Below are 2035 nucleotides of genomic sequence, written 5' to 3' on the forward strand. Positions count from 1 at the left end.
CTAACTACCTAGATAAGCTAATACCTGATGGTCATTTAGAGTTATTTCCTTTTGCTATAAGCGAAGCTTATGATCTAAGGTATGAGACGGGCTCGCACGTAAATTCCAAAGGCTATGGAGTAGCAGCAGGACTAGCCAGCTTAACTGAGAATTTCGCAGGAGATATCTTAAGCGGAGTATTCGTTGAATATGGAAAAGCCAACTACGATAGCTATTTAGATAGCGGTCTACATGCAGACGGAGATAGCGAGTATATAGGCGGAGGCTTGATGCTAAAGCAAAACTTTACTAGCGGCACCTACCTTGATGCAAGCTTTCACGTAGGTAAGATAAGTAGCGACTACAATAGTAACGACTGGACCTATGCTATAGCTCCTGGAGTATTAGCTCATAATGAGAAGTTTGATATCAGCTCAACCTATATGGCTACTCATATAGGAATAGGTCAGATCTTTGATCTAAGCCAAAGTAATAAACTAGACGTTTATACTAAATGGCTATATGCTTACACGGATGATGCAGATGCTACTATAAGCTCGGGCGAGAGATATCACTTTGATAGCGTTACATCTAATAGAGTAAGAGCGGGTCTTAGAGATACTATAAATCTAAAAGATGAGCATAACCTATACTTTGGAGGCGCATACGAGTATGAGTTTAGCGGAGATGCTAAAGCATCTACTATGGGACTTGACGCTCCTAAGCCTAGCTTAAAAGGCTCTACCGGAGTGTTTGAAGCAGGATACAAGTATGAGAGCAAAAACCTTATCCTTAGCCTAGGAGGCAAGGGCTACGTAGGTAAAACAAGAGGCGGTGCTATCAATGCAGGGTTTGAGATTATGTTTTAAATTTTAAGGGGCAAGCAAGCCCTAGCTCACACATCTATAAAATCAAATCCTATACTTAAATTTCAGGGGCGATAGATTTCTCGCCCCTTTTTAAATTTAGACGCTACGCACTAGATAAATTTCATAGCTTCGCTCTTATGCGATAACGATCTTATTAAACGCGCCGTATCCGCCCGCGTAAAATTTTACCGCAAGCGGCACAAGACAATTTATAAATTCTAATGTCGTTTTAAAATTCTACGCTTTCTACTCCACTTTAAAATTTTGTAATACAAAAATTTCAAATTTAAAATTTACGGCAAAATTTCCTGGCAAGGGTGCAATCTAATGAGCGAAAGCGGAGCTTTGCGAACGAATGCCGAATTTTACGAGCAAAGCAGAATCTCAAGCAAAGATGAAATTCTACGGCGAGAGTAGAATCCCGCAGCGAAAGCAAAGCAGATAAAATTTCATCATAAAATTCCGCCGCCCATATGCCCTTACTTTTTCGTAATTTTATAGAGTAAATTTCCAATGCTTTGGATTATCTGCACGAGTACTATCAGGATCACGACTGTGTATGCCATTATATCAGGGCGGAAGCGCTGAAAGCCGTAGCGGATCGCCACGTCGCCGAGCCCACCGCCGCCTACCGTGCCCGCCATAGCCGTAAATCCGATGATGACGATGAGCGTCAGAGTAATCGCGCCGATAATGCTAGGCAGCGCCTCGACGAACATTACTCGAAAGATTATCTGCGTCTTGCTCGCGCCGAAGCTCTTCGCCGCCTCGATCACGCCGCTATCGACCTCCAACAGCGCGCTTTCGATGAGGCGAGCGATAAAGGGCGCCGAGCCGATAGTAAGCGGCACGATCGCCGCGGTGGTGCCGATACTCGCGCCGATGAGAAACTTCGTAAGCGGAAAGAGCACGATCAGCAAAATTATAAACGGAAAGCTTCGCAGCGTATTTATCGCGACATCCAGCACGGCGTAGACGAGGCGGTTTTCGCACAGCCCGCCGCGGCGTGTAAGGATAAGCACGATCGCAAGCACGAGCCCCAGAATAAACGCCAAAGCCGTGCTTACGAAGGTCATATACAGCGTCTCCAGCGTCGCGTTTAGTAGCAGCTTCGGAATCACTCCGCTAAAAAAATTTTGTATCCACTCTATCATTTATGTCCTTTCATTTTGTGCCTGTTTGCGCTA

Annotated in this window: 2 protein-coding genes; one reads left to right on the forward strand and one right to left on the reverse strand. The window is 44.8% G+C overall.

What is annotated here, in order from left to right; genetic code table 11:
* Positions 1 to 848, forward strand: an 848-nt coding sequence (locus Q0256_RS08365) for an autotransporter outer membrane beta-barrel domain-containing protein (RefSeq protein WP_297962158.1), incomplete at its 5' end; no start/stop codon positions are given.
* Between the two features lie 479 nt (positions 849 to 1327).
* Here the strand turns inward: Q0256_RS08365 and Q0256_RS08370 are convergent.
* Complete coding sequence (locus Q0256_RS08370) at positions 1328 to 2002, reverse strand: methionine ABC transporter permease (RefSeq protein ID WP_297962160.1); 675 nt, start codon at positions 2000 to 2002, stop codon at positions 1328 to 1330.
* Between the last annotated feature and the right edge of the window lie 33 nt (positions 2003 to 2035).

This window comes from uncultured Campylobacter sp., assembly GCF_937949835.1.
In the GTDB taxonomy this organism is placed as follows: Bacteria; Campylobacterota; Campylobacteria; order Campylobacterales; family Campylobacteraceae; genus Campylobacter_B.

Bases quoted from the DNA above. Each gene is read 5' to 3' on its own strand.
- Q0256_RS08370 (WP_297962160.1), bottom strand. From the start codon at position 2,002: ATGATAGAGTGGATACAAAATTTTTTTAGCGGAGTGATTCCGAAGCTG.